Here is a 26,421-nt window from a genome sequence, read left to right on the forward strand (position 1 = left end):
AAAGGTGGAACAAAAAATGATTACATCAGATGAGATCAAAAGAAGACTGTGGAATGGAGCAAATCAGCTTAGAGGCTCAATGGATGCCAGCCGTTATAAAGATTATATGCTTGGTCTTATGTTTTATAAGTTTTTGAGTGATAAAACATTGCAAGCCTTTAAATCGGTTTCAAAATCATCTGCTATAGGCATGGAATTAGTCAAGTACTATGCTGATAATGTAAAGGCTGTTCAAAAAGATAATGCAGGGATAGCAGATAATAAGGTGTTGAATCTTGTAAAAGACTATTTGGGATACTATGTACAGCCGGATCAGTTATACCAATCTTGGATAAATGACATCAATAATGGTGAATTTGAATTAGAAAAAATATCTGATTCATTAAATAGCTTTGAAAGAAATGTTGACGCACAAAAGGATAATGATGATTTTAAGGGATTGTTTTCAAATCTTGATCTCACTGATACAGCTTTAGGAAGCACATTAAAACAGAGAAGCGATAATATAAAAGAACTAATCCTTCTTTTTGCAGATCTAGATATGGTTGAACTTCAAGAAAATGACATTCTGGGAGACGCATATGAGTACTTGATTGGCATGTTTGCTATGGAATCAGGTAAGAAGGCTGGTGAATTCTATACACCACATTATGTGTCAGAAGTAATTGCACAGATTGCAGCAAAGTGTGCCAAGATTTCTTCGATTTATGACCCAGCTGTTGGATCTGGCTCGTTGTTATTGACTGTTAAAGGACATCTTTCCGAAGAAGATAAAAAGAATCTCCATTATTACAGACAAGAGAAGAATACAGCTACATATAACCTGACACGTATGAATCTTCTGCTCCATGGTATTCGACCTAATAAAATTGATATTAAAAATGGAGATACATTGGCGGAAGATTGGCCAGAAGATCCTAATAGACCGGGAGAAGGGATACTCTTTGATGCGGTAGTTATGAATCCTCCGTATTCGCTAAAAAACTGGAACAGTTCAAAGATAAAGGGATCAGATCCAAGATTTGAATTTGTTGACGGTATTCTTCCTCCTGATAACAAAGGAGATTATGCATTCCTCTTACATGGATTGTACCATTTGAATAGAGATGGAGGCATAATGGGTATTGTTCTTCCGCATGGAGTTCTCTTTAGAGGAGCTGCCGAAGGCGATATAAGAAAAACACTTATAGATAAAGACTGTATTGATGCAGTAATTGGACTACCGGCAGGCATGTTCACAAATACAGGTATTCCAGTAATAGTAATGATATTGCGCAAAGATCGTAAATTCGATGAGCCTGTACTTATAATTGATGCGTCCAATGGGTACTCAAAGCAGGGAAAGCAAAACGTTCTTAGAGAACGTGATATTGCAAGGATAGTAGACACATACCTAGAAAGAAAAGAAGAAAAGGGCTTTTCACATGTTGCAACGAAAAAAGAGATTATTGAGAATGACTATAATCTAAATATTCCGAGGTATGTTGATAGTACTGTAGATACGATTGCAGAAGATGTGGATGGACATTTGTTCGGAGGGATTCCAGAGAGTAACATTGCAAATTTAACTGTTTTGAATTCTAGCGTCCCAGAAATAATAAAGAATACATTTTCAACTTTAAGACCTGGATATTTGAAAATGGAATGTGCACCAGCTGATTTTGAGAAACAAGTCATCAATTCTGAAACGGTCACACTTAAATCCGATAAGCTTAAGAAGGAAATTGATGAATATATTGAGAAGTATTGGAATGAAATAAAAGAGATTTCTCAAAGTGACGGTAGTGAAGCGATAGCAAAAATCAAGGATGATATGCTGAACGAAATTAAAGCTATTTTGAGTGCCTATTCATTTGTAGATATATATGAAGGGTATCAAGTAGTGGCAGATATATGGAAAGATTCGCTTAGTCATGATGCTGGAATTATTGGAGAAAAGGGGTTTTATGAAGCAGGAAGGACTCGGGTTCCCAATATGGTAACTAAAGGGTCTGGAGATAAAAAACATGAAGAACAAGATGGATTCATAGGTGCGATTGTTCCAAATGAGCTAATTGAGAGAATTCTGTTTAAGGAAGAATTAGAGGAAATCAATCGAATTGAGACCAAAATAGCCGAGGTTGATTCTGAGATTGCAGAAATAACAGATTTTGCTGGAGATGAATCTAACGAAGATTACTCATGTTTTGCAGAATGCTTTAAGGATTCTGGGGATGAACTAGACAGAAAGAAAGTGAAGGATGCGATAAAGTCGGCGGATAAGGGAAGCCAAGAAAGAAAACTTCTTGAAACATGTGAAAAACTATTTGCGGAAAAGGCCGAGAAATCTAAGATTCAAAAGCAAAAAGAAAAGGAATTAAAGGAAGCGGTTCAAGAACGAATACTTCTTCTTACAAATGAAGAGATTGATACTATTATGCATGAGAAGTGGTTTGGAGATGTAGAAGAAGAGATGACAAGGCTTATAGTCTTACCGCTGGCTAATGAAATAGAAATTGTAAAAGACCTTTACGACCGATACTCTGATACTTTAGACGATATAGAAAATCAAATTAGTGCTCTTACGCAGCAAATTGAAGATTTTCAGAAAGAGTTGGTGATTGTAAATGAATAGAAAAAACACACCAAAATTAAGATTTAAAGAGTTTGAAAAAGCTGACCCTTGGGAACAGCGTAAGCTAGGTGAAATATCTAATAAGGTAACTAAGAAAAATCAAGATGCTGTAGTTGATGAGGTATTCACAAATTCTGCAGAGTTTGGAATTATCTCTCAGAGAGACTTTTTTGAAAAAGATATTGCTAATGCCGAAAATATAGATGGATATTATGTTGTGGAGCCAGATGATTTTGTGTATAACCCTCGTATTTCCGCAACAGCTCCATTTGGACCTATTAAAAGAAACAAGCTGGAAAGAACAGGAGCAATGTCTCCGCTTTACTATGTATTTAGACCTTATGATATCGATTTAAGCTACTTGGAATGGTACTTTCAGACAACGTGTTGGCATTCATTTATGAGGTTTAATGGGAACTCTGGTGCCCGTTCTGATAGATTTGCTATCACAGATAAAATCTTTAACGAGATGCCTATATCAATGCCACAAGATATAGTAGAGCAAAAGCTAATTGGAACATTTCTTACAAAGCTTGAATCCCTTATCACCCTTCATCAGCGTAAGTATGAAAAACTAAAAAAGGTAAAAAATGCATATCTTGATGAGATGTTTCCAAAAAATGGAGAAAGATTTCCAAAGCGAAGATTTCCGGGATTTACTGACCCTTGGGAACAGCGTAAGTTTGTTTCAGTCTTTGATGGATTGCAGAATAATACCTTATCGAGAGCAGAATTGAACTATGAGAGCGGAACAATAAAGAATGTGCATTACGGTGATGTTCTGATAAAGTTTGGAGACTATATTGATGCCTCCCAAACTGAGCTGCCGTACATATCCGATGATGCAAAAGCTGATAAGTTTAAGAACTCATTTTTGCAAGATGGGGACATTATAATCGCAGATACAGCAGAGGATGATACTGTTGGCAAATGTACAGAAATACGGGGCTCCGAAGGAATGAAGCTCCTGTCTGGACTTCATACGATAGCTTGTCGTCCAAAGGAAAAATATGGTCCGATGTTCTTGGGATACTATATCAATTCTCCTGCATATCACAATCAGCTAAAACCGTTGATGCAGGGAATAAAAGTTACTTCAATTTCAAAGTCAGCTCTTCAAGATACGGATATGATTATTCCGAAATCCATAGATGAGCAGATTAAAATCGGGGAGTATTTTTCAAACCTCGACAACCTTATCACCCTTCATCAGCGTGAGCTTGACAAACTTAAAAAACTTAAAGCAGCCTACCTTGATGCGATGTTTGTAGGAGGAAAATAAATGAGCAATGCACCTAAAAATGCGACTGAAAAAGCATTTCAGGAAAACTTGGTAAATGAGTTACAGAAATATAGCTGGTCAGCTCCTGATGAATTAAATGGAAATCTACATAAGGTTACGGTGGAAACTCTAATAGAGAATTGGCGTAGTGAACTGAACAGAATTAATAAAAATGTTCTGGAAGGTGTCCCACTTACAGATAATGAGTTTTCACAAGTGCTCTCACGTGTAAACCAAATTAACAACAGCTATGAAGCTGCAAAGATATTGGCTGCTGAAAATGGGAAAGGTAAAATTGATGGTATCTGGCGCGATGATAACCCGGAAGTAACAAAAAAACAAATTACACTTACAATTTATAGAAAAGCACAGGTGCTTGGCGGGGATTCTTCGTATCAAATTGCCAGAGAGGTCACTACAAAAAACAATAACCGTTTTGATATTGTTCTTCTTATTTGTGGTCTTCCGGTTATTAATATTGAACAGAAGAGAACTGATAAAACTATAGATGAAGCATTTGGGCAGTTCAAAAGATATTATCAGGATGGTGAATATACGAATAATTTCATGGCATTTTCGCAAATGATGGTGATATGTACTGAAATTGATACAGAGTATTTTGCTACGCCCAAATCATTATCCGATTTTAATAGAGCATTTTGTTTTCACTGGACGGATAAAGATAATAATAGAATTACAGATTGGAGACAAATAGCATCAACATTTTTAAAAATACCAATGGCACATCAGATGGTAGGCGATTATCTAGTTATAAATGAGTCCGAAAAAGAAGATGAAAAATGCCATATGGTAATGCGCCCATATCAAGTATATGCTCTTCAGGCAGTGGAATTGGCAGCCACAGGCCAAGACGGGAAATGTGGAGGCTTTCCTCATGGCGGTTTTATTTGGCATACAACCGGATCAGGAAAGACTATAACGAGTTTTAAAACAGCGTTATTTTTATCAAAAAGAGCAGGTTTTGATAAGGTTGTATTCCTCGTTGATAGAAGAGAACTAGATACCAATACTTCGACAAGATTTAAAGCTTATTCCGCATATGAGTCTGTGAAAGTGGATGATACAAAACATACTTATCAATTAAAAAAACATCTTATGGCAGGTCATAATGGAATAGTAGTTACAACAACTTTTAAGCTGAATGCATTAGTAAAAGATCTTCTTGAAACGTCTGATCATGCACTTAATGAGAAAAAGTTTGTTTTCATCATAGATGAAGCCCATAGAACAACGATGGGAGACATGATGGTGACAATTCAAAAATTCTTTAAGAAGAATGGTCTTTTCTTTGGTTTTACCGGAACGCCTTTATTTGATGAAAATAAAGCTAAGGGAAAGGTAAATGAAAAGAGTGAATTGATCAATACTACTGAAAAGCTATTCGGGCCCAAACTTCATCAATATACTATCGATGAAGCAATAAGAGATAGAAACGTTTTGGGATTCCATGTAGATTACATAAATACTGGTGAGTTTAAAAGTTACGAAGATTTACGAGATAAGCTTGTTGAAGCAATTATAGAGGAAAAGCCAGATGAAGACTTAAGAGATGTAGAGCACAAGGTACAGGCTTTGTCAGAACTTGATGTTGAAAAAGAGAGTAGTAAGAGGAATGTGTTTGTTTATCAAGATGAGACGCATATCCCTAGAGTTGTTTCAGAAATCTTGAATTCCTGGGAAAAACAATCGCAGCATCGTTTCTTTAACGCAATACTTACTACTGGTAAGATAAGTAGGGCGATTGCTTACGCAGAAGAATTTCAGAAACAGCAAAAGCATGTGGATGATCCGATTCATGTGGCTGTGACTGTGAGTTTTGGAAATGAAAATGATACTGATAATGAAGCAAGAAAGTTTGCAGAGAGAATTTTTGAGTATTATTATGCATTCACAGGGATTAAATTTGCTCCAGGAGATTCTAAACATGGGGAATCTCAATATTTTGAAGATTTAGTTTTAAGGACAGCAAGAGGAGGAAGTGGACGAAACGAAAAAAATATTGATTTAGTAATTGTAGCAGACCAGATGCTAACGGGATATGATTCTAAATATCTTAATACATTATATGTTGATAGAAAACTAGAATTGCAAGGACTTGTACAAGCGTACTCTAGAACGAATAGAATATATGGTGAAGCCAAAGAATTTGGAACAATTATTAATTTTATATATCCCCGTATGACTAAAGAAGCGGTCGATGAAGCCTTAAAACTATATGGAAGCGGAGGAGAGAGTTCTCCGGCTATTGTTGATACATATGATGTTGCGGTAGGAAAACTAAATGCATTACTAAGCGATATGTGTAATGAACTGCAAGATCCGGCAGATTGGATAAATATAAAAGATGATGAGGATGCAAAGAAAAGATTTGTAATTTCATATAAGAGGGCAGCAATACAACTAAATGTTGTTTCTCAGTATTATGAGTATAAATGGAATGATAAAACTTTTGGAATTGATGAGCATACGTGGATGAAGTATACTGGCGCATATAAAAACTTGACGCATGAGACACCAGTTGATCCGCCACCTGTTGTAATTCGACCACTTCCAGGTAAAACAAAACTTGTGGGAACACAAGTGATTAATGCCGCTTACATTATAAATTTGATTGGAGAAAAAACTACAGTTAGTGGAAACGCAAGAATTGTTGATGATGAATCCTTACGTCTAATCCTAGAGCAGATTCAGGAATTATCGAACTTAGGAGAGGCAGAACATGCGAAACTTCTTGAGGAATTTGTAGAAGACATAAAAAATGGAAAAGTTGAAGCGTCAAAACCTATAGATGAGTCATACGAATTATGGAAGAATAATGTATTGAAACATGAAATAGATGATTTTGCTTCTGAATGGGGAGCGGATGCTAATCTGCTATATAATTCCCTTATGTCATATTCAAATCTTGAACCTGATGTAGTTCCGAGGATAGATGAGATTATTGATACGGTTGAAATAACAAAAGCGAAAAGAGATGTTGTATCACCTCTTCTACATAATATTGATCTGACAGAAGAATTACCAAAATGGATGGCAGAAATGAGAAGAAAATATAAGACCTAACTGATGTTATGTGAGTTTTTTGAAAAAGCTTGTAGGTGTAATGACCTACAAGCTTTTTATATATCCATCATCGGCGCAGAGATATATTGCTTATTGGTTTAAATTAGATAATGACCTCATAATGATGTCAATATCGGCGCTCTCCAGCTCATGAATAATGTGGAGATATGTTTTTTGTGTTGTGGTCATATTTGAATGGCCGAGCCTACGGGCCACACTAGCAATCGAAACACCGGCAAAAAGGAGTAGCGATGCATGAGTGTGGCGAAGACCATGCACTGAAATTACAGGTATTTCAGCATGCTTACAGTGTCGCGCAAGAAGATCGTTAACAGTAGAGTTGTATATTTTACCACAAACAAATATAGGTTCATCTTCTGGCAAAGATTTTATCAAAGAGGCAAACTGCATAACTGTTTGCCAATCTAGAGGAATCTTTCGAACAGAAGATTTGTTTTTGGTAGGAAGGAATCCACCGGAGCCTTTGTAATCCCATGTTTTAGATACTGATAGTTGTTGTCTTACCAAATCAAAATCTGCTGGGGTCAGTGCTATCGCTTCTGAGAAACGCATTCCTGTTTTGGCAATTAAGTATATTAGCCAGTCCATGTTTAACTCGGAAGATAATTCGAGATCATCAATTAGCTTGTGGAGTTCATATTGATTGAGATATTTTGGCTTTTTTTCGCGAGGGCTTCTTCCTTTAATTATTGCTTTACGGGTAGGATCTCTTTGGATTAGACCTTCATCCACGGCATCAAGGATCGCACATTTTAAATGGTGATGAAAGTCCATTGTTGTTTGTCTTTCATGCTCGGCAGCATAATCGTTCAGAATTTTTTGATATGAAGTTCTATCTAGATCACAAAGACAAAGTGTGGGTGCAAGCTTTAAAAGCCATTGATATGCCATGTTGTATTTGTTCATGGTTATAGGTCTTATGGCGCCTTCTTTATAAACGGAAATCCATTGTTTATAGTACTCGCTGAACAACATGGTATTGTTGTTGGTTGTCGTTGTATACATATGTAAGTCCTCCTTTTCTGCTGATAATACATACGCCGATGAAGGGTGATAAGGTTGTCAATATTCTCGAAAAATGCTCCTATTTTTATTTGTTCATCTATTTTAGGAACCGGTAGCTCCTGCTTATATAATTCTTCCCAAACGATATTTTTTCTACAAACGCTTGCACCTTCAGTTGAAGCTTTTAAGAAGAAATCTTTTGTTTTATCTTGTTTTACCCAAGCCTGTATGAACAATGGATCACATTCAATGAGCTCATAGACCTTGTAAGCTGGCGATATTATGCCATGTTCAAAGCGTAAATTCACGTTGCAATTTCCAAGATGTAAATTTTGGGCTGATAAAATCAAATCATTTTTTTTGACCTTCAAATATCCAATATTTGATGAACCTCTAAAGTGACTGAACAACTCGGAATTAAGAAACATTCCATCTATTGCACAAGAAAGTAATGTATCCTCATCTTCAACTGTTGTCTTATCACGAGTCTCATTTATCAAATCTCCTAACTTACGCTGTTCCCAAGAAGGGTTTATAGGTGTGACTATCGCTGATGAAGGGTGATAAGGTTATCAAGGTTATTCAAATATGATGAAATCTTTCTTTGTTCTTCTTTCGATGAAGGCATTTCGATAGTTACTTCGTCAAAAAATGCTTTTGTATCAACATTCAAAAGTCCATGATTTCTAGCACCTTCAGCACATATCATGGTTATATCTGAGTACCACTTAAGGGTGTCAAAGAAACACTCCAGGTAATCTGATTCTATGTCATCGGATGTAATCCCAAAGCAAATGTACAAAGTAGATAAACAGCCTTGTTCATAGGCATTGAGACGTTTTATAGAACCAAAATCATAACCATTTGAATAACTCTTGTTGTATGCAAATTCTCCTTTTTTCAGAAGATAATAATTTGACATGTCTTTAGCTGCAACTACCTTATTAAAGAAGTCCCGCTGATCAATCAGACCATATTGCGAAGCAATGGTAAGGGGTAAATCGGATTCTCCAGTTTTATTTTTTCTAGTAACTCTTTCACATAATTCACCAAGCTTACGCTGTTCCCAAGAAGGAGTAGAATTATTTGTTTTTTGAAGTGCAAAAGCAATAGGGGTGTAGTTGTGCTTACACTGATGAAGGGTGATAAGGTTATCGAGCTTTGCAAAATACTCTGAAATCCTAATCTGTTCCTCTCTACTCGGGAAGCAAACTTCACCTTTCAAAGCATTTTCATCAGATACCTTCATGTCATTTTTTGCACCCTTATTTACTAATGGGTGCATATAATTGTTCATTCTTGCATCCTGCTCAAAATAGATTTGAATAAACTCAGAATACACATTATCCAGCGGTTTATAAACTGCATACAAAGTTGATACAATGCCCGGGTTTCCTTTGTTTGTTTTGATTATTCCATATGGATTAGATTTAAGCGGAGACTTTGTGTATACAACATCTCCGGTCTCAACAACTCCATACGGTGCAACAGAAACTCCGGCAAATGATCGCCCTTGGAATTCTATCTGATTTACTATGCCATAGTCCCCAGATACAGAGAGAACATCCTCTTTTCCATACGTTTCATCTTTGTTCTTTGCTTTTGATACTTCCAAGTATTCGTTTAACTTACGCTGTTCCCAAGAGAGATTAGTAGCATGTCTTTTTGAAAATGAGGCGAAATACATTCACCGATGAAGGGTGATAAGGTTGTCCAACTGACGTAAATAATATGAAATTTTTTGTTGTTCCTGAATAGAAGGAAGATTTATTTTAATTCCCATAAACTCATCAAAACTGATATTTAATAAACCATCCATTCTTGCTCCAGATGAAATAAGCTTTGCAAGTTCTCGATCAGGAATCTTCGTAGAAAAATAGTATTCTATAAAACTAGCATCAGCATCTATCATTCTAAAACTATGATAAACCCTTGGTACAAGCGCTTCTTCGTATGATTCAAGTGAAAATACAGTGCCATATTTGGCAAGCTTTGAATTTCCATGATTATATGAAAGCTCACCTTTATGAAGTAATGTATAGTTCTTTTGTTCTTTACCAGCTATATTTCCAGAAAATCTATCTTCTTGGCTCATCCAACCATTTGCTGCAGAAATAGTAAGTGTTGGCAAATCCATTCTGCCATCATTTCCCTGAACTCTTTCTGATACCTCGCCAAGCTTACGCTGTTCCCAAGAACAACTTATTTTAAAGTATATTTTTGATACTATTTTTAGAGCATATTGGCGTTTTCTGCGTGCCTGCGTAAGTGTTGACGTCAAAATGACGCCATGAAAGATTAAGGGTGACGCCGAAATGACGTCGCTCTTTCTTTTTGCCTATTTTTCTGTACGCTGGGGTCATAGGGCACTCCCTGTTCCGGATGCCATAGGCAGACGGTCTGCGTAAAGTTAGCCTGCAACTTTAGGCGTATCCTGTTATTCTTTTTTTCTTGTTTTTCATAATTTCTGTCCGGGGTCGTACATGCCCTATTTTTCAGGGGGTCAAGGTGGTACGGCACCGTAATTTTCCCAAATTCATTTTTACAATTTTATAAGGCCTGTTTTTAAAGGCTGTACGGACGCGTACAACCAAGTATTTGTGCGGCTTTGAGCCTGTTACGGGTGCGTATTTTATGCCGTTTTAAAGCAGGGAGATTATACGGGTGCGTAGTACGGGAGCGTACAGATTTTTGTAAGGATTGTTTCGGATTTGCTTTCAATATGTCCCACATATAGGTAGAAAGCACGAAAGGAGGTTTTGGGATGGATTACGCAGTGCTTAAAAAAATAGCAGAGTACTCAGATGTTTATGAAGTGGCGGCTCTTGGGATTAGCTCTGTAGAAGAAATGAAAACAGCATTAAAAAAGAAAGGGGCTACTGGTGGAACCTTTCAGAGAAGAACGGAGTACCTGACAGGGCAGCCTGCATATATCTCAATAAACGGAGATGAGTTGTCATATGACTACCAGACTTTGGCAGAGGATCTTCAAACATTGACAGAAAATCTTATTCCAAAGGGCTATGGGCAGGATTCTGAACAGGAACTGGAAGAAGAGATTGAGATGCTAAAAAGGCAGATTGCTGATTTGACATCTGAGCTGCAGGAGTACTCACAAAAGATTACGCAGCAGGAAGATTATATTAGCAAGCTTAAGGCAGAGCTTTCAAAGAGGGCTGGGGGATCCTTAAAGACAGAACTGGAAAGAAAAGTACTTGTGGCAAGCAGCATATCTGTGGGTCCAAAGGTGCATCCATCAGACGAATGTTTCCTTGTGGATCCTGACGAGTTATTGGATGTAGATGCTTGTGTTGCAAGGTATGGCGGAGAGCTCGATTCTTTCTATGAAGAGATACCGACAGATACCGAAGATGCAGGATTTGAGCCGGGGCATGAGCTGACAGAGAAAAATCATGCACTTAGAACAATGAAGACTGTGGGAACAAAGAGGTTCTTTTCAAAGAGAGTCAGGGATAATGCTGAGGTCAAGAAGGTGGAATCAAGAGTAGGGCAGTTATTCCCGGCGCATGGGGATGGTAAGAGTGAGCGTCAGAAAGAGAGGGATAAGATTCTCCGCAACAGATTCATTTCCTTAAATAACATTATCAAGTCTGACAGGCTTACCAATCAGGAAAAGCTCATGATGTATGCCATGAACTCTGAGTACCATAACACGCATATTGAGAGGCTTTTGACATATGCCGGGGCTCATTGTATCAATGCAGATTTCCTTATTTATATATTGGAAGATCCGGATACCTGCTCAACATATGAAAATACAGTGGCATTCTTAAGCCAGTTCGCAGATGCAAGCGAGTATAGAATGAAGCTCAACCTGGCTCGTGAACTTATCGAGGGAAAGTGGTATATCACAGCAGACTATAACGGACGAAAGACAAAGTTTCAGCTTGTACCTATTGATGAGATCAATGAACTTCGTAAAGCAGTAGGTCTTCCAATAAGTAAGTATTCTTATAAGGAAGAAGAGGAAGATGATCCTTTCCCTGACGATGTAGAAGAGGAAGTACCTAAGAAGCCGGATTTTGTTGAAGACATTGCTCCCGGTTCTTATGGCGATATTGATATTCCTGATGATGGATTTGAGATGCCGCCAATGGACAATGAGGAATTACCTTTTTAAGGGAGGGATATTATGAGGCTTTTTATGAGTTTGACGGAAGCGGAAGTAAAACAGTTTGATAAAGCATGTGACAAAGCAGGCATGACAAGATCCCAGTATCTTAAGTGCCTGCTTAATGGCAGGCGTGATATCAGACCGCCAGTATTACAGTACAGGGAAATGATACATGCACTTGAAAGCATAGAGCGAGATCTAAAGGTTATTGCAATGAAAGATGATCTTTCCGATACAGACAAGCTTCTTATCATGCAAAAACTTTCGGATTTAAAAGAGTTGTTTTCAGGGAGATTTCATAAGGAGGTTTCGGATGGAAATAAAGGATAAAGAATATACGATGGATGAGGTCGTTGAGCTTGTAAATGCTCAGGAGGAAGACTTCATTATTAATATCAAGCTGGAGGTGGATGATGGCGACAGTGAAGGAAGTGTATAAGAATCAGCTTGATATGGCATCAGTAAGGCTGGTTAAAGATAAACCTCTTATGAGTAAAACACCGATTCGTTCCCCGGAGGATGCGGTTAAAGCATTGGGCGAGTATCTGTGTCAGATGGATAGAGAGGTTATCTGCGTAATTAACCTTAGAACGGACGGGATTCCTATTAACTGTAGTGTTTGTAGTATGGGTGCAATAGATCAGGCAATAGCTCACCCAAGGGAAATCATGAAAACAGCGATTCTCTCAAATGCAGTAAATATTGTAATGATGCATAACCATCCAAGTTCTAATCTTAATCCAAGTAAGGAAGATACAATGCTCACAGACAGGATGGTCACAGTTTGTGAGATCTTAGGGATTCCACTTGTGGATCATATTATTGTTGGAGGCGATAACAGTGAATTTTTCAGCTTTAGAGAGAAGGGTATCCTTCCTATGAAAGCGATAAAACTTGAAAGTGATTATAACAAACTGGATATGAACACACCGAGTGTTGCAGAAGAGCATGTGACCATGAGGCCAAGACGGCATAGGTGATATTTTCCCTGGCAGAGATGTCAGGGATTTTTTTATTTATGTTTCGGATTAGGGCTATGCATGTCCCACTAACCTTATGAGAACAATCAAAGGCGCTTAAGAAGGGAGGTATTTAATGTACAAGTTTGAAAAGAAAATCAAAGCGGCAGAAGAAAATGGTATCAGGTTCTCAGAAGGGCAAAAGACATACATAAGATGTGCTCGCATCAACGGGATAGATTTGCTTGACCATCTTTATGACAGGTATTCAAGAGATTATCTAAGTCATCCACATGATGAGAAGAGTAGCGAGTATCTTGCGGTTATCAGCGTGATCCTATCTGTCTCTGAGTACTTTGATGAAAACCTATGCGAGCTTGTTGACCAAATGATTGAGCAAAACAAGGTTTATCCGGTAAGGAAGTGATCATATGGCAGAAAGACAAACCCGTGAAGAGAAGATGAGTGCTATCCAAAAGAAATTAGAGGATGGCGTCAGGGCAATCTTTACTTCTGAAAAGTATCAGGAATATATCTCGGCCATGTCAAAGTTTCCGAGGTATTCCATCAATAACTGCATACTTATCGCAAGTCAGTTACCGGAAGCAAGCCTTGTTTGCGGTTTCAGAAAATGGCAGACCGAATTTAACAGGACAGTCAATAAAGGGGAGCACGGGATTATGATCTTGGCTCCTATCAAAGGTAAGACTGAGGTTGTAGAAGAGGTCTTCGATGAGAATAACAAGGCTGTTGTCGATGAGAACGGGAACCAAAAGACAGAGAAGGTAACAAGAGAGTATCAGACTTTCAGACCGGTATATGTTTTTGATGTTTCACAGACAAGCGGAGATCCGCTGCCTACTCTTGCATCGGAACTAAATGAAACTGTTGATTCTTTTGAGGAAATGAAAAGTGTTCTTATAAGTATCAGTCCAGTACCGGTGTCATTTGAAACAATAAACGGCGGTGCCAACGGATATTATTCTCCGACTGCAGGAAAGATTGTGATTGATGAACGTCTGCCGCAGCTTCAGATGCTAAAGACGATGGTTCATGAGATTGCGCATGCAACCCTTGGTCACGGCAGTAAAGAGGATAAGTGGGACAGGCAGACCAAAGAGGTTCAGGCGGAATCGGTAGCGTATTGGGTAACGCAGATGATAGGGCTCGATACATCTGACTATTCCTTTGGGTATATATCCGGTTGGAGTAAGGATAAGGAAGTTTCTGAGCTTAAGGAAAGCCTGGATGTAATCAAACAGACAGCGGATAAGCTCTCTTCTTCTATAGAAGAAAAGATTAAGGAACTAAGAAAAGAAAGGGAGTCTCTTCCTATGGTATCAGAGGAAAAAGAGCCATATATACCGACACCACACAAAAAAAGATAAAAATATTTGTTTTGCATTTCGGATTAGGAAGATACATGTCCCACAAATAGGATGAAAGGAAAAAATCCAGCACACAAAGATAAGGAGGTAGCGATATGGATTATTCTTTTGGAAATGCTCATGTGGAGGTAGAAAAGAACTTCACAAAAAATGAGCAGGTAAAGGCGACTGTAAAGGCAGTTGCAGAAAAAATCAAGGAGAAGGAGGAAAAGGACAATGCTTGATTTCGAGTCATTTCAGCAGTATGTGAAGGACAACATCAAAGATTTTCTGCCTTCCGAGTTTGCGGATGCAGAGGTAAACTTGCAGACCGTAAACAAGAATAACGGAAAGCAGCTCCACGGCATCACGATTCGCACAGGCGAAAACCCTGTATGCCCTAATATCTACCTGGATCAGTTCTATGAGAACTATAAGGAACAGGGCATGGATATTGATGTAGTCATGGAAAGGGTAGCGCAGCTTGAGCTTGAGCACATGAACCCTTCCGAAGACTTTAGCAGCATTGCTGAGAAGTTTAAGGATGTAGAGTTTATCAAGTCTCATGTTGTTGTTGCAATCGTAAATGCCGAGAAAAATGCCGAGATGCTCCAGAACACACCTCATAAGCTGACAGAGGATCTGGCCATCATTTATAAGGTATATCTTGGTGGCGGCTCAGATGGTATCGGAACTATTACCATCAAGGATGAACATATGAAGCAGTGGGATATTTCGCTGGATGAACTCCATGCATGTGCCATGGAGAACAGTAAAACTATCATGCCTGCTAAAGTTCAGGACATGGGAAGTGTGCTTGCCGAGATGATGGGTGGTATGCCGGAAGACATGATGCCTATGGTTGCGGAAGATAAGATGATGTATGTCATCAGCAATGAACAGAAGGTAAACGGTGCTGCAAGTATTATCTACTCAGATGCACTTGAAAAGCTTTCTGAAAAGCTTGGTACAGATTTGTACATCTTACCTTCATCGATCCATGAGACAATCGCCATTTCTGCAAACTTCGGTACACCCGAGGAACTTGCACAGATGGTAAGAGAAGTAAACGCGACTCAGGTTTCTCAGGAAGAGCAGCTTTCTGATCACGTTTATAAGTACGATGCTAAGACAAAGACCCTGTCTTTAGCAGACGTAGAGGGCTTAAGCCAGGATATCTCAAAGGTATCTGAGGATAAGCAGACCTATGATGCAGCAAATACAGAGGTTTCGAGACCTCGCCACCACAGATAAGGAGTAAGGGTATGGAGATTACAGATATCAGAATGAACCTGCTTGATAATGCAGGCGGTGTAAAAGCCATCGGAAGCTTTTCGCTTGATAATGCATTTGCTGTCCGTGGTATGAGAGTTATGGAGGATAAGAAAGGCAGAAACTTTGTTGCCTTTCCCTCCAGAGAACGTGCAAACGGTGAGTATGAAGACATTGCTTTCCCTCTTAGCAAAGAGTTCTATCATGAGATCACCGATGCCATTATGAAAGAGTTTCATCGTAAGCAGGAGGAAGTTGCCCAGAAGGCTCAGGACAAAAGCCACAATCAGGATGAGTCCAAAGGTCAGGAGCAGACTCAGGCGGAAGATGCAGCTAAGCCCCATAAGGGACGTGGACGATAAGGAGGATCCTTGTTATGCAGATTTCCGAAGTGAGGCTTAAAAAGAGGGATGGTGATGATAAGTTCCTTGCCAGTGGTTCCATCACCTTTGAAGGAATGTTTGTTGTATCCGGTATCAAGGTTATGAGAGCAAAAAGCGGAGACCTTTTTGTGGCATATCCTTCATGGAAGAACTCAGATGGGGAGTACAAGGATGTATGTTTTCCTATGACAAAGGCTCTTCGAGAGGATATCAACATGCAGGTGCTTTCCAAGTACGAGGAACTTTAAGATGTAAGCGGGGCTGCCATAATAGGCGGCCCTGTTTTTTTGGAGGTATTTATGGCAAAAGGTATTGTTGCAAAAATCTGGAATATAAAGGATGGCTCAAAGGGAAGAGGCGCCGGAGCACAGATTTCGGATTCCATTGACTACATAACAAATAGCGAAAAATGTGATGAGACCCTTGGAGGAAGCCAGGCTCAAATAGGAAGAGAACTTACCTATGTCACGAATGATGTTAAGACTTTGGAGGGGCTTTATGTCGGATGCCGCAATATCTCAGACATTAAGAATGCTACAAATGAAATGATGCAGGTAAAGGAATTTCACGGAAAGCTTGGAGGCAGGGTTGCACTACATGGCATTATATCTCTTGACGCAGCAGAGTCGGATAAGAAGAATGCCGGGAAACTCATGATGCTACTAAATGACCTTTTGGAGGAGATATTTTCAAATAATCAGGCGGTTTATGCAGTGCATACCAATACTGAAAACCTTCATATCCATTTCATATTAAATACTGTTGGGCTTGGGGGAAAGAAGATTCATATGGATAAGTCTTTTATGAGTAAGGTATTTGATCCGGCTCTTAACAGGCTTGCTGAGAAGTATGGGTTTACGCCAAATGAAGCTTGGGTAAAAGAAAAGCAGATGGATAAGGTTTCCTTTGGAGAGAGAGTAGTTAAGCTAAGGCAGGCTGTTGATGAGGCGGTAGAGCGGTCTGAGGATTTTGATGAGTTTTTAAAAGACTTAAAAAAGCAGGGGATTGTGGTTAATTGCGGAAAATATCTAAGTCTTAAGGCAGAGGGGATGACAAGAGGTATTAGAAGCTATCGGCTTGGCTCCTTGTATACGGTTGAGGCAATCAGAGACAGGATTCTTAATAAGCGAGAGGAACTGATACGAAGCGAAGTCGGAGAGCATATAGGAAGAAAGAAGGACCCTGCATCAGTCTTTGTAAAGACATCTCCGCTAAAGAAGTTTAAGGATATGTCAGAGGATGAAAAAAAGGAATGCATTAGGGCTTTAAAACTTGGCAGGAATCCTTGGAGAGAAAGGCAGGAGTCAAACTGGCAGCTTCAAAGGCTTTCTGATGAGTTTAGGCGCACGGCGGGTGTATATGAGCTTATAAGGGTATATGCGCCAAATACCGGTAATGCTCAGGATGCCTTGGATAATATTGTAGCCCGTCAGAAGGAAATAGCAGCAGAAAAGAAGGCTGTCAGGGAGAACCTAAAGACCTATCAGCCAATCATAAGGCTCTACAAGGAGATAAAAAAGTATGCAAGAAAAGCGTACCTATATGAGTTTGCTGCCTGTGATGAGTATTTATCTTCCTACATGGAATATAAAAAGCTCTGTGAAAGATTAGAAAACGGATATGGAAAGAGCGTTCTTGAAGTATCAGCCTATATTGAAGATCAGGAGAATCAGATACTGTATGCCACGGCACAGTCAAAGGAGCTTTCTGATGAATATAAAACTATTTTGAGATTCAAGGAAAATGAGCTCAAACAGGGCATTTCAGAATATACATCCCTTTATGATGCAATCGGCTTTTCAAAGGCAAGGACGAGAGCCATGCAGATGGGTGTATTTGAAAGCAGTATAAGGTTCATAGCTGCGGATGGAGCTGATGGGGCATACATAAGAGTTGTTATCACACCAGACATTATTGAAGGGAAACGTACTGAAAAGGCTATTGTTACCGTATTTGATAAATCAGGGAAACAGTTATCTGAGATTTCTTCAAAGGACATGTCTATAAAAGACTTTAACCGTAGCATCTCAGAACTAAAGGCAGAGTACGGATTATATAAATGCCATTCATTTGATAAGAGGGAGGATGCAGAGAGTTTTGTAGAAAAGCAGCAGGAAGAAAAAGCGAAAAAAGTAAGACGCCAGGTTTCGGATTAGACCAAGGTGTGTCCCACATAAAGGGTAGAAAGGAGGATTTTATGAGCGAGCTTAGGTATGAACCTAAATCGAAGGCTCCGCTCAAACTTGAATCTGATTTCTACCCTGTTTTTTCGCTCTTTTCTGATAGGGAATTGAATGCGAAGTTTATGCAGCTAAAGGCAAATATCTGTGATCTTAACCCTGCGCTTGTAACAAAGTGCATTACGGGAACGGAGCAGGATTTCATAATGCTCATGGACAGAGCAAAGGACTTTATTAGGGAGCGCCTCAGGGGGATTTCCGAGGAAGAGGAAAGGAAGCTCTTAGAAATGTTCCGGCAGTGTGTGTTTGGGTATTATGTCCTAACTCCGCTTGTAGAAGCAAAGGAAGTATCTGATATCAAGGTACTTGATTATGACCATATCGTAGTAAAGGCAAATGGAAGAAGATATGTGGCAAAGTGCCAGTTCTTTGACCAGACAGATTATAAAGATTGGTTTTCAAGGATCCTTCGTATTCACAGACTTGGAAAGAGTGAGGAATATGCTCTTTCACACTGCACGGACAGAAAAGGGGTAAAGGATTTCTATCTTCGTATTGATGTACAGCTATCCTGTATCACTTCCACAGAGAAGAACAATATTCATATCCGAAAGATGCCGAAGTCAAAGCTTTCCTGGGATTACCTTATTGAGAATGGAATGCTTGATGAAGAAATGATTGCGTATTTGAAGGACAGAATATGTGCAGGCTACGGATTTTTGATATCAGGCAGAGGCGGATCCGGTAAATCCACACTCCTTAACAACATGATTGACTGCATCCCATTTGGGGAGTCAGTGCTTGTATCGCAGGAGTCGGATGAGTTGTATTCCAATGTACATCCTCAGATTCAGTTTGAGCATACGATGACGGTTCGGAAAAAAGACACAGTAACAGATTTTTCATTGGAGGACGAGCTTCGGCTTGGTCTATTACAGGACATTGATAATTTCATCATCGGAGAGATCAAAGGCGGTGAGGCATTATATGTATTCACCACAGCCATGAGCACAGGCGCAAGATTTTTTGGAACGATTCATGCCAATGATGCGGCAAGTAGTGTAATAAGGCTGGCTCAGTGTGCAAGGTATATTTCGGATTATCCTATGGAGACGCTTTGTGAGATGCTTACCTGCACGCCCTTTGTGCTTATCCATATGAGCCATTTTTCGATAGATGAAATCCTTGAAGTAAGCGGCTTTGATGAAAAGACAAAGAGACTACAGTTTAACGAGATCTTCAGGAAGGAGGACGCATGACTTACTTTTCACTTGCACTTGCAACCATTCCCGTTCTCGTATTCCTGGCAGCCCAGGATTTGAAGGAACGGATGATTTACAGTTTCCCGGTGCTTTTTTTATCAGGAGCATGGGCAACTCATTCAGTAATTCTCTATAAGGATAACCCCATATTTGTGATAACGGCATGGAGTGCGACTATTGCGCTATTTACGGCCTACAAAATCAGTGGCATGTGGGGAGATGGAGACAGTGACATGTGGCTCCTTTTTACGGGCGTCATTTTAAGCACCTTTGAACTTAAGAACATGCTGCAGTTTGGCTTTGTTGTCTGCATATTACTTGTGGGTGTTCAGGGGATTGCTCTTAAAGCTGGTCTTATAGAGGCAGCTATCAAAAAGAGAAAGCTTGACAGGCACTCTGATATAGCGGTTGTTCCAGGGTTCGCAATGATTCTTACTATGGTCATTTTATATGGAATCAGTAGGGAGGTGAGCATTATATGAATGATGAGATAGAAATCATAAAAAAGCAGCTTCCTGATATGGCTGGGATTCTAAATGCTATCCCCGGCGAAAGATTTGAGATTAAAGGAGCCCAGACACTTCTTATTGTTCAGAGGCGTATGGAAGATACAGAGCTTCAAAGGGAGCTGTCCGTGTATACGCACCTATTTTCAAAGGAGGGCTCGCCGGGCGTAACAGAACTTTCAAACGCAGCAGTTTCTTTTGTAAAGATCAAGACTCTTTGTGAAGCAGGAAAGACTGATTTTGATCAGGTATCAATAAGAGAGCTTATAAAGGAATTTCATGCTCAGAAGACCAAGGTTGTAAACATCATCCATTTGTCAAAAGTAAATGCCCTTACAGCAGAGGATTATCAGAAAGAGGTGATCCAAAAGACGCTTGATAAGTCAGAGAAGTATCTGAAAGCTTTTGAGGATGAGATAAAACGGGCAGAAAAGAAGATCGAAAAAGAGCCTGAGAGTCTGATAAAGGCAAAAGAAGAGGTTACTCCTTCTGTGGAAGAAGAGGTAAAACCTCTTAAGCCAAAGAGACATGTTTTTTCAGAAATAGTCGAGAAGCTTGCAGGATTTTTTGAAAATATCCGGCATAAAAGGGAAGTCAAATCCTTCTTAAAAGAGGAAGAGGGAAAAATGGCAGATTCAAGATGTGAAGAGATCCCTTTTTATGATGGAGCACTTAAGTATACAGAGAGCCATGTATGTAAGGATATCCCGGAGTTTTCAATATTTCTTCGTAAGGGAAATGTTTATTTCGGATATACGAGGAATGCTACAGCAGGGGTGTATGACAACAGGGATCAGAGCCTTTTAGAACTTATGAATGTAAGTAAGGACTTTATCCAGTTTCTAACAACAGACCTTCTTTCCGGGGAATATATCCTAAAGCCATTTGAAGACAGTGAGAAAAAGGCGATGCAGCTCTACTTCAACTATATCTGCGTGTGCTTTGAAAAGCATATAGGTAAGAATCTTTCTGTACAGGAATATCTGCATTTTAAGGATTACTATAACAGGCTAGTGCTTATGATGTTTGATCTTGAAGAGAAGGAAAGAAGCGATTACTACAGAGCTCTTGCAGTTGCTGACAGCTATGTCGGTTACATGAAAGGTTATGACCTTACTGTATCAGATGATAAGGAAGACATTATAAGAAACATAATAGCAGGGAAAAGCCTTAACTATGTCGGAGACCTGGAGCTTATTCTTGAAAATCATGTTGTATGTGATGAGGCAAGAGAGAAGCTTTTGGAGCTTTCAGAAAGCATTCGATACTTTCATGGCATGGTTGAGACAGTTGAAGTAGAGACTTCTATTCCAGAGAATCCCGTTGATTTTAAGGGAGCAAAGATAGTGGTTGAAGTCTTGGATGAAGCTGGAAGACTTTCCGATGAAGCCTTGTTTTCATCGGACAATCTTGAAATTGCAGTCACTGATTACCTCGGAAAAGATGTGCCACTTAAGAGAATTGGCATTGAAAAGGAAGGGGTAAGAACCTATTTCTTTACAGGAAAGACAGGAGCCATGTCAATCTCGGCTATTACAAGCGATGTAAGGAATGCCTGGATAGAGGAAGAAAGAACTTATTTTGAAGCAATAGAACAGAAACTAAATCAAACAATGATACGAATTGGAGGATATGCGATATGAAGATAGATTCCGGAATTATAAAAATGCTTATTGTAGTGTTTGCAATCACGATTATAGCAGCATTGATCTTAAGACATGTGATGGAAAAGAAGGGACTTTATGATTCTTCCCCAGAGGTAGAAACAGCAGTAGAAGAAACATCCGGGAAAATGGTGGATGATGAGGAAACCAAGGAAGCTGATAATGAAAGCAAGGTAGTAAGCGCAGGTAATGGCTATGAGAAGATTTCAGCAGATAAGGCAGTCAGTGAAAACACTAGTGTTCAGGTTGAAAAAATCTTAACGGAGGTTGCAGACGATGGGAAGGGGAACCAGGAGCTTAAATATACCAGCTACTATATGTCAGATGTAAATCTCACGGCTCTTTCCGATTCAACGGCAGATTATACGCAGTGCATTACAGAAGACGGGTTTGATGATTCTAAGATAGAAAAGGTTAGTTTTGCAGATGCCTTTGGTTTTAGCTATCAAGGATGTACTGATATGGCAGAGTTTTTTGAACTTGCAAGGAAGTCATCGGGCTTTGACTATGACATGACAGATGCTTCCTATGACGAAGAAAAGTATGAGCTCATGAAAGAGGAAAGCTATGAATTTAATGGAGATTGCAGCATTCTCTATTCCATGCTTGGAGACATGGATTATGACAGATTGATTCAATCCACATGCTATTACAGCCTTTCTGAGCTGGAGGATGGCACCAAGTACCCTACGATGTTTACTGCTATTGTGCAGTATGTAAAAGGGGACATTACTTACACAAAGACCGCTTATCTTGGATTCTCATACTACAAGGAAGGTGAGACCGGAGGATGTGGCTGCGGATCTGATTCTGATTGCGGCTCTTGTGAAGAAGAAAGCTGCGAAGGGACAGATGGATGCTGTGGTGATACTGATAGCGCTTGTCCTTCATGTGGAGGAGTAGGCGGCTGTACAGAAGATTGCACAGGAAATTGCTGTAAGTAAGGGAGGGGCTTATGAAGATTATAAGAAAAGCATTGGCAGGGCTTAGCATACTGCTGACGTTTGTTCTTTTCCCTGCCATGCCTGCATTTGCAGGAAGCTGTCATAACGCTGATTGTGGATGCAGGAATTATGGTATCAATAGCTGTTATGTCGGTATGACCTGTTGGTATAACGATGGCGATGGATGTTCCGGTCATAGTTGGTATCTTTATGAATCAACATCGGCTACGTGTACGTCAGGGGGAAGAGTTGTTTATAAATGCTCTATCTGCCCGGGAGAGAGAATCTTTACAACGCCTCCACTCGGACATGATTGGGGGCCTTGGACCTGCGTAAATTCAAGGCAGCACATGAGAACGTGCAGAAGATGTGGTCTTACCCAGTATGAAAATCATTCTATGTCGAGCTGGCATTCTCACGGTGATGGTAACTATAGCAGGAACTGTCCGATATGCGGTTATTCACAGTCGAAGGGGTTGTTCTTGTCAGTATCTACAACCGACTGGACTGCAGGAAATGTAACTGTAAATGTAAGCGGCTATGATGAAGGAGAAGGAAATTCAAGTATTACGCTGTACAGGGTAAATTGCATTACCGGAGCAACAACTACCGTGGGTAGTTACGGTCATGGCGGTGCTCATGGATGGACGAATGATAGTTTCACACAGACAGATGAAGGAATTTACTACTTCTATGCTATATCTACGGATACACAGGGGCATTCCATTCAGGCAAGCACAGGCAGGGTTCATCTTGATCACTCTAATCCTGTGATTATAGGTGCTGAGAATACGGAAACAGATTGGACGAACATTGCGCCTGTGATATCAGTAAGGTCAACCGACTATTTGTATGGAACAAGTACAGTAGGATCGGGAGTAAGGAGTCTTACAATTTATGATGATACTGGGCATGCAGTTAGAAGTGGAGGAAGTTCTACAGCTTATACACTTGAAGAAAAGTATGAAGGCGAGCATATCTGGAAGATAGAGGCTGTTGATAATGTGGGGCATGTGACAGATGTTTATGTTACGACAAGATATGACATCACGCCTCCGGGGATTGACGGAACGGAGATTACCTTTGTGACAAAGGAAGGAAAAGTTATTTCCGGTTACTGCCAGGATAATATCATTGATCAGCATATAGATGATGAGATCATAAGAAGTGAACATGGCGCAAACATGAGCAGTGGAATAAAGAGCGTCATCCTGTATAAGGTAACAGGCACGGATGAAGAAGTTATCTATTCCGATTCAACTTATCATAGATTTGATTACCCTGACACACATTCATATTTTGATGTGTACTATGACATTAATCTTACGGATGATATGGTGGATTATTATATTCTGATCACAGAGGATTTTGCTGGGAATAGGACAAAGAAAAAGCTGACAAGTCAAAGGACTCTGCTTACACTCTTTCATACCTCAATAGATAGAGGAGCATATTAAAGACAAGGCTTCGGGAGAAATCCCGGAGCTTTTATGCTGTAAGACCGTAAATATCAATGAGCTTCCAGAAATAGGAACCGCTTCTTTTTTCTTCTTCCACACTGACATTATGGCGGTTTCTCATCTGGTATTCATCATGCCCCACAATATAAAGAACAACATCATAAAGAGAGGCGATGCAAGTCTGATAGTGATAAGGGTCGCTTAAGAGTTCATTCAGAGGGATGAATCCTAATCCGTAGTACTGGATGTGGATATGCTGTGTGCGCTTGCCAGAGGATTTATCCGGGGCAACCACATATATCGCCTTTACCAGTTCATGCAGAGGAACATATCAAGCCTTAAAACTGCTCTTATTTGCTTTATTTCCTCATCAAAATACTATTTCACTCAAAAAAGACTCCCCCTCCACAGAGGAGAACATTACCTTAAATCCATATCTTCTCGCCACCTGCTTTACAACACGGATTCCAAGACCATGCTCCGGAAGATATGTACTTTTTATTTTTTCATTCAACGCCTTTATCTTCTGCTCATTAGTGCCTTGCCCATTATCACATATTGTCAGCTTAGCTTTTCCTTTGCCATAATCGGATAGGGATACTTTTATTTCGCAGCCTTTCTCATTATGAGCAATAGAATTGATAATGATATTTTCGAGCATACGCCTGACCAGCGTAGAATCTGCCATAATGCTGTAATTTTCAAGCTCTTCATCAATCTGCAGCTCAAAAGAATAGTCATCATAGGTATTTATATAATCGCATAATATAGCTCTTAAGAGAGATGTGAGATTTATCTTTTCATCATTCCACTTACCGGTTCCTGCCTCCAGCTTGTTCTCTGTATTAAGGTTGCCTATCAGGTCTCTGATCTTGAAACACTGTTTTTCCTCTATGCTCCCTTTTTCCACCGATCCCATAACTATACTTAGCGGAGTCCTTATGTCATGAGATACACCTGCAATCCATTCTGTCCTTGCTTTCTCCCTGGCCTGAATCCACTTTCGCGTTATCAAAACCGGTAAAAGAAGTAAAATCAGCATATTAGCCATAAATAAAAATGGTCCAACTCTAAACAGACCGTACAGGGTTTCCATGTTGACCTCGAAGTCATATTTCCAGATACTATTCTTTGGATGTCCGACAACCAGAATCCCATCATCTCTCGTCCAGGTATATGCAGGATAGCCATTCAGATACCAACGTGTAAAGGAAGCTACCTCTTTTATACTATAAATATCCGGAACATCTGATGGTTTATTATACTCCCACACTATATTCCCGGAATCATTTATTATCATGGCAAAAGAAGCTGTTTTATCCAGAAGTTCGTATACTGACTGTTCGACCTGATAATGGTCATCAGCATTTATAATGTGATCCGATACTTTTTCTATATGAAATGTATTTAGATATTCATTCTGTTTTTGAACACAGATAAAAAATATTACCACACCATCAAAAATGAGAAGCGATGTCAAAACCAGCAGCATGGAAAAGAGATATCCTGATATTTTTTTCATCACTTTCTACCTCGTATATTTAGTCTGTATCCGAGCCCGCGGACAGTCTGCAGATATTCCGGGTTAGATGGATCTTCTTCCACTTTTTCCCTGAGTCTTCTGACGTGGACTATGAGTGAATTCTCAAGTCCATAACTTCCATCAGGCCAGAGCGTATCCATAAGAACGTTAATCGATACTATTTTCCCCTGATTATCATATAGTTTGGAAAAAAGCTGAAACTCTTTCGCAGTCAGTTCCGTCTCCCCTTCAGGTCTTATGACAATTCCCGATGAAAGATCGACTCTTACTGAGCCAAGCTCAACTATCCTGTTCTCCGTCAGATGATAAGTGCGCCGCAAAACTGCTTTTATCCGCAGCAGCAGTTCCTCAGGAGTATAGGGCTTTGTCACATAGTCATCAGCTCCAAGCCCCAGTCCTTTCAGCCTGCTTGTTTCCTCGTCCCTTGCCGAAAGAAAAATAACAGGAATATTGAATCCACGCTTTGTCCACAGCTCATAAAGCGATAGACCATCTATGTCAGGCATCATTATATCCAGCACGACCATATCCACATTCTCTTTTTCTATGAGTCCATCTGCTTCTTTTCCGTTTAATGCGCACAATATGTTATTAAACCCATTATCAGATAAGAGTCTTTCATTGATTTCCAAAATATGTTTCTCATCATCCACCAATAGGATCCTGCAATCTGTCAACACCATATTATTTCCCTCTTTCCAAAATAAAACTGTAAATGCCTATGCCGTTATGCTATGAGC

General features: G+C 39.6%; 26 protein-coding genes. 19 read left to right on the plus strand and 7 right to left on the minus strand.

Going from position 1 to position 26,421, the window contains the following annotated elements:
* The first annotated feature begins 16 nt into the window (after positions 1–16).
* From G592_RS0107515 to G592_RS0107525, 3 genes are read left to right on the plus strand one after another with little or no spacing between them, the layout of a single operon-like run.
* Positions 17–2,614 (plus strand): type I restriction-modification system subunit M, encoded by a 2,598-nt coding sequence (locus G592_RS0107515; protein ID WP_028247289.1) that lies wholly within the window; start codon positions 17–19, stop codon positions 2,612–2,614.
* On the plus strand, positions 2,607–3,896 hold the full coding sequence (locus tag G592_RS16990) for a restriction endonuclease subunit S (RefSeq protein ID WP_028247290.1): 1,290 nt from the start codon (positions 2,607–2,609) through the stop codon (positions 3,894–3,896). The genes G592_RS0107515 and G592_RS16990 overlap by 8 nt, the downstream gene beginning before the upstream one ends.
* Positions 3,897–6,980 carry a type I restriction endonuclease subunit R gene (locus G592_RS0107525; RefSeq protein WP_028247291.1) on the plus strand — a complete coding sequence of 1,028 codons (3,084 nt, stop codon included), beginning with the start codon at positions 3,897–3,899 and terminating at the stop codon, positions 6,978–6,980.
* A gap of 90 nt (positions 6,981–7,070) precedes the next feature.
* Here G592_RS0107525 and G592_RS0107530 read toward each other — a convergent pair whose 3' ends face one another.
* The 4 genes from G592_RS0107530 to G592_RS0107545 form a co-directional block, all read right to left on the minus strand.
* Complete coding sequence (locus G592_RS0107530) at positions 7,071–8,006, minus strand: site-specific integrase (RefSeq protein ID WP_028247292.1); 936 nt, start codon at positions 8,004–8,006, stop codon at positions 7,071–7,073.
* A complete protein-coding gene (locus tag G592_RS15910) occupies positions 7,919–8,506 on the minus strand; it encodes a restriction endonuclease subunit S (protein WP_028247293.1) in 588 nt (195 codons plus the stop codon). Before G592_RS15910 ends, G592_RS0107530 begins: the two co-directional genes overlap by 88 nt.
* Positions 8,507–8,550: 44 nt before the next feature.
* The gene (locus tag G592_RS17525) at positions 8,551–9,621 is read right to left on the minus strand and encodes a restriction endonuclease subunit S (protein WP_242830152.1); all 1,071 of its coding nucleotides are present in this window, start codon (positions 9,619–9,621) and stop codon (positions 8,551–8,553) included.
* Between the two features lie 72 nt (positions 9,622–9,693).
* Complete coding sequence (locus G592_RS0107545; RefSeq protein WP_081660339.1) at positions 9,694–10,287, minus strand: restriction endonuclease subunit S; 594 nt, start codon at positions 10,285–10,287, stop codon at positions 9,694–9,696.
* Between the two features lie 483 nt (positions 10,288–10,770).
* On the opposite strand from G592_RS0107545, the gene G592_RS0107550 reads away from it, so the two are divergent.
* From G592_RS0107550 to G592_RS0107625, 16 genes are all read left to right on the plus strand, one after another.
* A complete protein-coding gene (locus tag G592_RS0107550) occupies positions 10,771–12,147 on the plus strand; it encodes a hypothetical protein (protein WP_028247295.1) in 1,377 nt (458 codons plus the stop codon).
* A gap of 12 nt (positions 12,148–12,159) precedes the next feature.
* Positions 12,160–12,471, plus strand: a complete 312-nt coding sequence (locus G592_RS0107555) for a hypothetical protein (protein ID WP_028247296.1) — start codon at positions 12,160–12,162, stop codon at positions 12,469–12,471.
* Positions 12,455–12,580: a hypothetical protein gene (locus G592_RS17945; RefSeq protein WP_278244632.1), complete on the plus strand. Its 126-nt coding sequence runs from the start codon at positions 12,455–12,457 to the stop codon at positions 12,578–12,580. Before G592_RS0107555 ends, G592_RS17945 begins: the two co-directional genes overlap by 17 nt.
* Positions 12,555–13,121: a JAB domain-containing protein gene (locus tag G592_RS0107565; protein ID WP_036952187.1), complete on the plus strand. Its 567-nt coding sequence runs from the start codon at positions 12,555–12,557 to the stop codon at positions 13,119–13,121. The genes G592_RS17945 and G592_RS0107565 overlap by 26 nt, the downstream gene beginning before the upstream one ends.
* A gap of 115 nt (positions 13,122–13,236) precedes the next feature.
* A complete protein-coding gene (locus tag G592_RS0107570) occupies positions 13,237–13,527 on the plus strand; it encodes a hypothetical protein (RefSeq protein ID WP_028247298.1) in 291 nt (96 codons plus the stop codon).
* A 4-nt stretch (positions 13,528–13,531) separates the two neighbouring features.
* Positions 13,532–14,488 (plus strand): ArdC-like ssDNA-binding domain-containing protein, encoded by a 957-nt coding sequence (locus tag G592_RS15920; protein WP_051194809.1) that lies wholly within the window; start codon positions 13,532–13,534, stop codon positions 14,486–14,488.
* A gap of 95 nt (positions 14,489–14,583) precedes the next feature.
* On the plus strand, positions 14,584–14,712 hold the full coding sequence (locus tag G592_RS17950; RefSeq protein WP_267287588.1) for a hypothetical protein: 129 nt from the start codon (positions 14,584–14,586) through the stop codon (positions 14,710–14,712).
* Positions 14,705–15,721: a DUF5688 family protein gene (locus G592_RS0107585; protein ID WP_028247299.1), complete on the plus strand. Its 1,017-nt coding sequence runs from the start codon at positions 14,705–14,707 to the stop codon at positions 15,719–15,721. The genes G592_RS17950 and G592_RS0107585 overlap by 8 nt, the downstream gene beginning before the upstream one ends.
* Positions 15,722–15,732: 11 nt before the next feature.
* Positions 15,733–16,101, plus strand: a complete 369-nt coding sequence (locus tag G592_RS15925; protein ID WP_051194810.1) for a SpoVG family protein — start codon at positions 15,733–15,735, stop codon at positions 16,099–16,101.
* A 14-nt stretch (positions 16,102–16,115) separates the two neighbouring features.
* On the plus strand, positions 16,116–16,370 hold the full coding sequence (locus tag G592_RS0107595) for a SpoVG family protein (protein ID WP_028247300.1): 255 nt from the start codon (positions 16,116–16,118) through the stop codon (positions 16,368–16,370).
* 51 nt (positions 16,371–16,421) lie between these two features.
* The gene (locus G592_RS0107600) at positions 16,422–18,278 is read left to right on the plus strand and encodes a relaxase/mobilization nuclease domain-containing protein (protein ID WP_028247301.1); all 1,857 of its coding nucleotides are present in this window, start codon (positions 16,422–16,424) and stop codon (positions 18,276–18,278) included.
* Positions 18,279–18,319: 41 nt separating this feature from the next.
* Positions 18,320–19,561: an ATPase, T2SS/T4P/T4SS family gene (locus G592_RS0107605; protein ID WP_028247302.1), complete on the plus strand. Its 1,242-nt coding sequence runs from the start codon at positions 18,320–18,322 to the stop codon at positions 19,559–19,561.
* Positions 19,558–20,046, plus strand: a complete 489-nt coding sequence (locus G592_RS0107610; protein ID WP_028247303.1) for a hypothetical protein — start codon at positions 19,558–19,560, stop codon at positions 20,044–20,046. The genes G592_RS0107605 and G592_RS0107610 overlap by 4 nt, the downstream gene beginning before the upstream one ends.
* A complete protein-coding gene (locus G592_RS0107615; RefSeq protein WP_028247304.1) occupies positions 20,043–21,713 on the plus strand; it encodes a hypothetical protein in 1,671 nt (556 codons plus the stop codon). Before G592_RS0107610 ends, G592_RS0107615 begins: the two co-directional genes overlap by 4 nt.
* On the plus strand, positions 21,710–22,678 hold the full coding sequence (locus G592_RS0107620) for a hypothetical protein (protein ID WP_028247305.1): 969 nt from the start codon (positions 21,710–21,712) through the stop codon (positions 22,676–22,678). Before G592_RS0107615 ends, G592_RS0107620 begins: the two co-directional genes overlap by 4 nt.
* A gap of 11 nt (positions 22,679–22,689) precedes the next feature.
* Positions 22,690–24,135 (plus strand): hypothetical protein, encoded by a 1,446-nt coding sequence (locus G592_RS0107625; protein WP_155942172.1) that lies wholly within the window; start codon positions 22,690–22,692, stop codon positions 24,133–24,135.
* Positions 24,136–24,166: 31 nt separating this feature from the next.
* Here the strand turns inward: G592_RS0107625 and G592_RS15930 are convergent, their stop codons facing one another.
* Genes G592_RS15930 through G592_RS0107640 form a run of 3 tightly spaced genes read right to left on the minus strand, consistent with a single transcriptional unit; the run spans position 24,167 to position 26,364 of the window.
* Positions 24,167–24,460 carry a DUF4368 domain-containing protein gene (locus G592_RS15930; protein WP_081660341.1) on the minus strand — a complete coding sequence of 98 codons (294 nt, stop codon included), beginning with the start codon at positions 24,458–24,460 and terminating at the stop codon, positions 24,167–24,169.
* Positions 24,461–24,508: 48 nt separating this feature from the next.
* Positions 24,509–25,660: a sensor histidine kinase gene (locus G592_RS0107635; RefSeq protein ID WP_028247307.1), complete on the minus strand. Its 1,152-nt coding sequence runs from the start codon at positions 25,658–25,660 to the stop codon at positions 24,509–24,511.
* Positions 25,660–26,364 carry a response regulator transcription factor gene (locus tag G592_RS0107640; protein ID WP_028247308.1) on the minus strand — a complete coding sequence of 235 codons (705 nt, stop codon included), beginning with the start codon at positions 26,362–26,364 and terminating at the stop codon, positions 25,660–25,662. The genes G592_RS0107635 and G592_RS0107640 overlap by 1 nt, the downstream gene beginning before the upstream one ends.
* Between the last annotated feature and the right edge of the window lie 57 nt (positions 26,365–26,421).

Source organism: Pseudobutyrivibrio ruminis CF1b (genome assembly GCF_000424005.1).
In the GTDB taxonomy this organism is placed as follows: domain Bacteria; phylum Bacillota; class Clostridia; order Lachnospirales; family Lachnospiraceae; genus Pseudobutyrivibrio; species Pseudobutyrivibrio ruminis_C.

What these genes read in the sequence shown, in the direction of transcription:
- G592_RS0107515 (WP_028247289.1), top strand. Translation starts at nt 17, where the DNA reads ATGATTACATCAGATGAGATCAAAAGAAGACTGTGGAATGGAGCAAAT.
- G592_RS16990 (WP_028247290.1), top strand. Translation starts at nt 2,607, where the DNA reads ATGAATAGAAAAAACACACCAAAATTAAGATTTAAAGAGTTTGAAAAA.
- G592_RS0107525 (WP_028247291.1), top strand. Translation starts at nt 3,897, where the DNA reads ATGAGCAATGCACCTAAAAATGCGACTGAAAAAGCATTTCAGGAAAAC.
- G592_RS0107530 (WP_028247292.1), bottom strand. Translation starts at nt 8,006, where the DNA reads ATGTATACAACGACAACCAACAACAATACCATGTTGTTCAGCGAGTAC.
- G592_RS0107550 (WP_028247295.1), top strand. Translation starts at nt 10,771, where the DNA reads ATGGATTACGCAGTGCTTAAAAAAATAGCAGAGTACTCAGATGTTTAT.
- G592_RS0107555 (WP_028247296.1), top strand. Translation starts at nt 12,160, where the DNA reads ATGAGGCTTTTTATGAGTTTGACGGAAGCGGAAGTAAAACAGTTTGAT.
- G592_RS17945 (WP_278244632.1), top strand. Translation starts at nt 12,455, where the DNA reads ATGGAAATAAAGGATAAAGAATATACGATGGATGAGGTCGTTGAGCTT.
- G592_RS0107565 (WP_036952187.1), top strand. Translation starts at nt 12,555, where the DNA reads ATGGCGACAGTGAAGGAAGTGTATAAGAATCAGCTTGATATGGCATCA.
- G592_RS0107570 (WP_028247298.1), top strand. Translation starts at nt 13,237, where the DNA reads ATGTACAAGTTTGAAAAGAAAATCAAAGCGGCAGAAGAAAATGGTATC.
- G592_RS15920 (WP_051194809.1), top strand. Translation starts at nt 13,532, where the DNA reads ATGGCAGAAAGACAAACCCGTGAAGAGAAGATGAGTGCTATCCAAAAG.
- G592_RS17950 (WP_267287588.1), top strand. Translation starts at nt 14,584, where the DNA reads ATGGATTATTCTTTTGGAAATGCTCATGTGGAGGTAGAAAAGAACTTC.
- G592_RS0107585 (WP_028247299.1), top strand. Translation starts at nt 14,705, where the DNA reads ATGCTTGATTTCGAGTCATTTCAGCAGTATGTGAAGGACAACATCAAA.
- G592_RS15925 (WP_051194810.1), top strand. Translation starts at nt 15,733, where the DNA reads ATGGAGATTACAGATATCAGAATGAACCTGCTTGATAATGCAGGCGGT.
- G592_RS0107595 (WP_028247300.1), top strand. Translation starts at nt 16,116, where the DNA reads ATGCAGATTTCCGAAGTGAGGCTTAAAAAGAGGGATGGTGATGATAAG.
- G592_RS0107600 (WP_028247301.1), top strand. Translation starts at nt 16,422, where the DNA reads ATGGCAAAAGGTATTGTTGCAAAAATCTGGAATATAAAGGATGGCTCA.
- G592_RS0107605 (WP_028247302.1), top strand. Translation starts at nt 18,320, where the DNA reads ATGAGCGAGCTTAGGTATGAACCTAAATCGAAGGCTCCGCTCAAACTT.
- G592_RS0107610 (WP_028247303.1), top strand. Translation starts at nt 19,558, where the DNA reads ATGACTTACTTTTCACTTGCACTTGCAACCATTCCCGTTCTCGTATTC.
- G592_RS0107615 (WP_028247304.1), top strand. Translation starts at nt 20,043, where the DNA reads ATGAATGATGAGATAGAAATCATAAAAAAGCAGCTTCCTGATATGGCT.
- G592_RS0107620 (WP_028247305.1), top strand. Translation starts at nt 21,710, where the DNA reads ATGAAGATAGATTCCGGAATTATAAAAATGCTTATTGTAGTGTTTGCA.
- G592_RS0107625 (WP_155942172.1), top strand. Translation starts at nt 22,690, where the DNA reads ATGAAGATTATAAGAAAAGCATTGGCAGGGCTTAGCATACTGCTGACG.
- G592_RS0107635 (WP_028247307.1), bottom strand. Translation starts at nt 25,660, where the DNA reads ATGAAAAAAATATCAGGATATCTCTTTTCCATGCTGCTGGTTTTGACA.
- G592_RS0107640 (WP_028247308.1), bottom strand. Translation starts at nt 26,364, where the DNA reads ATGGTGTTGACAGATTGCAGGATCCTATTGGTGGATGATGAGAAACAT.